We start from the raw sequence: 4,237 nt of genomic DNA on the forward strand, positions 1-4,237 counted from the left end.
AAACCGTCGTCGCCCGCGTCGGGCGCGCTCGGGGCCGCCGTCTGGCTCGCCGTCTGCCCGGCCGTCTGCTTCGGCTCGGCGGGCAGGCGCGCGACCTCGTCGGGGGGCACGGCGCGAAAGCCCGGCGCAAGCGCCTCGGGCGCGACCCGTTCCACCGGCGAGGCCGGGCGGAAGGCCGCGCCCTCGCGGATCATGCGCATGATCGCCTCGTGGTCGATCGCCTCCGGGGACATGTCCTGCATGGGTCAGCCTCAGACCATCTTCTCGCCGCCGCGGCCGGCCAGCGTGATCTTGTCCTCGTCGGCCAGCCGCCGTGCGGTGACGATGATCTGTTTCTGCGCCTCCTGCACGATGCTGAGCTTGACCGGGCCCATCGCCTCCATCTCGTCGCGGATATTGGCCGCCGCCCGCGCCGAGACGCAGGACAGAAGGCGCGCGCGCACCGCGTCGTCGGCCCCCTTGAGGGCGAGGATGAGCTGCTCGCTGTCCACTTCGCGCAGCAGGGTCTGCAATGCGCGGTCGTCGGATTTCACGAGGTTCTCGAAGACGAACATGTTGTCCTGCAGCGCCTCCATCAGCTCCTTGTCGGCCTTGCGGATCTCGCGCAGGATGCGCTGCTCCATGTCCTGCCGTGCAAAGTTCAGGATACGCGCCGCGGCCTTGGTTCCGCCGATCTGGCTGGAGCGCAGGGTGGTGTTGGCGTTGAACTTGCGCTGCATCACGTCCTCGAGATCCTGCAGCGCCTCGGGCTGCACGGTGTTCAGGGTGGCGATGCGCTCGATGATGTCGGGCTGCATCGCATCGGGCAGAAGCTTGAGCACATCGGCGGCCTTGGCCGGTTCCAGTGCGGCGACCACCAGCGAGATGATCTGCGGATGCTCGTCGAGGATCAGCTCGGCGATGGAGGGCGCGTCCATCCAGTCGAGGATCTCGATGGGCCGGTCGCTCGAGGCGGGCGAGATGCGGCTGAGGACCGATTGCGCCTTGTAGGGGCCGAGCGCCTCGTGCAGCACCGAACGCACGAATTGCGTCGCCCCCACGCCAAGCCCCGATTGCACGGCCATGAGGTCGAAGACCTCTTCGAGGACGGCGTTCACGGTGGCGTGGCTGACGCCTGACAGGCCATACATCGCCGCGCCCACGGTCTGCACCTCGGCGGGCGAGAGCGACTTGAGGATCTGGGCCGCGGCCTCCTCTCCGAAGAGCATCAGGAGGACGGCGGCCTTCTCGACCTGGGTCAGCCGGGCGGGCGCGCCACCCTTGCGGGGCAGGACGGGCTGGCTGCCGGGCGGGCCAAGGGCGGCAGGGCCACCGGCGGCAAGGGGTGTGATCTCGTTCATGTGCGGCTCTCCTCACCTTCGGCCAGCATCCCCGAGATGACCGAGGCGATGCGGCCGGCCTCGGTCTGGCCGAGGTGGCGCAGCGCGGTGGCCTTTTCCTCGTAGCTCAACCCGCTTTCGGGCAGATCGGCATAGCCGGCGTCCTCGCCGCCAAGCAGGCGGGCGCGCAGCCCCGACAGGCTTTCGCCCTGGCCCACCTCGATCGCATTGCCGTAGCCCGGAGGCGCAAGCCCCGCCGCGGCGGGCCCGGAGGGGGCCTGCGGCAGAAGCCGCGTGATCAGCGGGCGCACCACGCCCAGCACCAGAATGGCGAGCACGGCGAGTTGCGCCAGCGTCCGCCCGAGGGTCTGCAGCCAGCCCGCCTCGATCAGCGAGGGGCCCGCGATCTCCTCGGCGGCGACGAAGGGCGAGGCCGAGACGGTGACGGTGTCGCCGCGGTCCTCGTCATAGCCGATGGCGGTCCGCGACAGGGCCGCGATGGTCTCGACCAGGGCCGGGTCCATCTCGGCGGGCGCACCGTCACGGCCCGCGTCCGGCGCGCGCAGCAGGACGGCGGCGTTGATCCGGGTCACGGTGGCGGTGGGCATCACGCGGGTCTCGACCTGGCGGCTGACCTCGTAGTTGCGCACGAAGCTGGAGCTTCCACCGGCCTGGCCGGGGGCGGACCCGGCGTCGCGCTCGGGAACCGGCACCAGTTCGCTTGCCGGCGGCGGCGCGTTCGAGATCGCGCCGGGGATGCCCCTTGCGACACCGGTCGCGCCCCCGTCGAACGTGCCCTGTTCGCTGCGCAGCGCGGTGGCCTCGGGCAGGAAATCCTCGCGCATCACCTCGGCGCGGGTGAAATCCATGTCGAGCGTCACCTCGACGGCGGCATTGCCCGCGCCCACGATGGGCGTCACCAGCGCCAGCACCCGCTCGCGCAGCATCTGCTCCATCTCGCGCTGCTGGCGCATCTGGTCCGAGACATCGCCCGCGGCCCCGCCCGCGTCGGGCGTCGACAGAAGGCGGCCTGCCTGGTCCACGACCGAGACAGCATCGGGCGTCATCTCGGGCACCGCGCCCGCGACGAGCCCGACGATCGCCTGCACCTGCCGCGCGCTGAGCGCCATGCCGGGGGCCATCTGCACCACGACCGAGGCGCTGGCCGGTTCGCGGTCGCGCAGGAAGGCGCTGCGCTCGGGCAGTGCGAGGTGGACGCGCGCGGCGCGCACCGGTTGCAGCTCGGCGATGGAGCGGGCGAGGTCCAGCTCCAGCATCCGCCGCAGCCGCGCGGCCTCGACCGAGCGCGATGTGCCAAGCGGCATGTCGGTGATCGCGTCCATCCCGTCGGGCGTGCCCTGCGGCAGGCCCTCGGCGGCCAGCGCCATGCGCGCGCGGTGATAATCGGCGGCCCCCACGGTCAAGACACCGCTGGAGGGATCGAGCCGCGCGTCGAACCCCTGCGCCTGCAACAGCTCCATCGCGCGGGCCTTCTCGGCCTCGGGCAGACCGTTCTGCAGCGTCACGCGGTCGGCGGGGCTGAGGGCCAGATACAGCACCAGCCCCAGCGCCACGATCAGCAGCACGGCGATGGCAGGCAGGGCGCGGCGCGCGGCGGGCTGGGCGGTCAGGCCCTCGATCTGCGTCATCAGCCCACGGGCGCGGGCCTGAAGGCCGGTGCCGCCGGGTTGCTGGCCAGTGGCCATGGGTGCAGTCGGAGTGCTCATGCGTGTCGTCCTTGCATTCTGGCGGGCGGGGCCGGTCTCAGACCGGCATGTTCATGATGTCGCGGTAGGCGCCGAGCGCCTTGTTGCGGACCTGCAATGTCATCTCGAAGCCGAGCGAGGAGACCTGCTGCTGCACCATCACCGCGGCGAGATCGTCGGTGCGCCCCAGTTCGAAGTCGCGGCGCATCCGCCCCGCCTCGGCCTGTTCGTTGGCCACGGTGCGCAGCGCGTCGCCGATCCGCTCGGCGAAGCCCGCGGGCTGGTCGCCCGTGGCGCTGGTCGGGCGCGGGACATCGGGCGTCTGCGTCGCCGCGGCGACCGCGGCCCCGCTGCTCACCCCTGAGATCGACATGATGCGCGTCCCCCCGGCTTCAGGCGGCCTGCGCGGCCAGTGCCGCGAGCGAGGCGCGGGCGCTCAGCATGATGTGGTCGGGCGTCACGGTGTCGCCTTCGCAGAGCACGATGGCGCGCTGCATGACGTTCTCCAGTTCGCGCACGTTGCCCGGCCAGTGATGCGCGGCCAGCAGGTCGCAGGCCTCGGGCGCCAGAAGCGGCATCGCCGCGCCCGGCACCGCGTGACGGCGCAGCAGCGCCTGCGCCAGCACGGGGATGTCGTCGGGGCGTTCGGCGAGCGCCATGGTCTCGAGCGGGAAGACGTTGAGCCGGTAGAGCAGATCCTCGCGGAAGCGGCCCGCGCGGACCTCGTCCTCCATGTTGCGGTTCGAGGTGGCGATGACGCGGATGTCGACGGCCACTTCCTTCTGGCTGCCCAGCGGCGTCACGACGCGTTCCTGCAGCACCCGTAGCAGCTTGGCCTGAAGGCCCAGCGGCATTTCCGAGATCTCGTCGAGCAGAAGCGTGCCGCCGTCCGCCGCGCGCAGGATGCCGACATTTGCCGCCTGCGCCCCGGTGAACGAGCCCTTCTCGTGGCCGAAGAGGATCGCCTCGAGCATGTTCTCGGGGATCGCGGCGCAGTTGATGGCGACGAAGGGCTTGTCGGCGCGGGTCGAGCGCGCATGGATCGTGCGGGCCAGAACCTCCTTGCCCGAGCCGGTGGGGCCGTTGATGAAGACGCTCACGTCGAACCGCGCGACGCGCGCGGCCAGGTCCAGAAGCCGACCGGTCGCGGCATCGGCCGCGGCCATGGTGGTGATCGGCGCGGCGATCAGGTCGGCGGCGGCCATCAGCGCG

Annotated in this window: 5 protein-coding genes; all 5 read right to left on the reverse strand. The window is 71.6% G+C overall.

The window, feature by feature from the left end; translation table 11 throughout:
• The coding region (locus tag QQK83_RS18895) for a hypothetical protein (protein ID WP_284266934.1) at positions 1 to 242 on the reverse strand (242 nt) is incomplete at its 3' end.
• Between the two features lie 9 nt (positions 243 to 251).
• On the reverse strand, positions 252 to 1,340 hold the full coding sequence (gene fliG / locus QQK83_RS18900; protein ID WP_284266936.1) for a flagellar motor switch protein FliG: 1,089 nt from the start codon (positions 1,338 to 1,340) through the stop codon (positions 252 to 254).
• Positions 1,337 to 3,046: a flagellar basal-body MS-ring/collar protein FliF gene (gene fliF / locus QQK83_RS18905; RefSeq protein ID WP_284266938.1), complete on the reverse strand. Its 1,710-nt coding sequence runs from the start codon at positions 3,044 to 3,046 to the stop codon at positions 1,337 to 1,339. The genes fliG and fliF overlap by 4 nt, the downstream gene beginning before the upstream one ends.
• A gap of 37 nt (positions 3,047 to 3,083) precedes the next feature.
• Entirely contained in the window at positions 3,084 to 3,398 is a 315-nt protein-coding gene (locus QQK83_RS18910; protein ID WP_284266940.1) for a flagellar hook-basal body complex protein FliE, read from the reverse strand.
• Positions 3,399 to 3,417: 19 nt separating this feature from the next.
• On the reverse strand, positions 3,418 to 4,237 hold an 820-nt coding region (locus tag QQK83_RS18915; protein WP_284266942.1), incomplete at its 5' end, for a sigma-54 interaction domain-containing protein.

It is taken from the genome of Roseicyclus amphidinii (assembly GCF_030163755.1).
Lineage (GTDB): Bacteria > Pseudomonadota > Alphaproteobacteria > Rhodobacterales > Rhodobacteraceae > Roseicyclus > Roseicyclus amphidinii.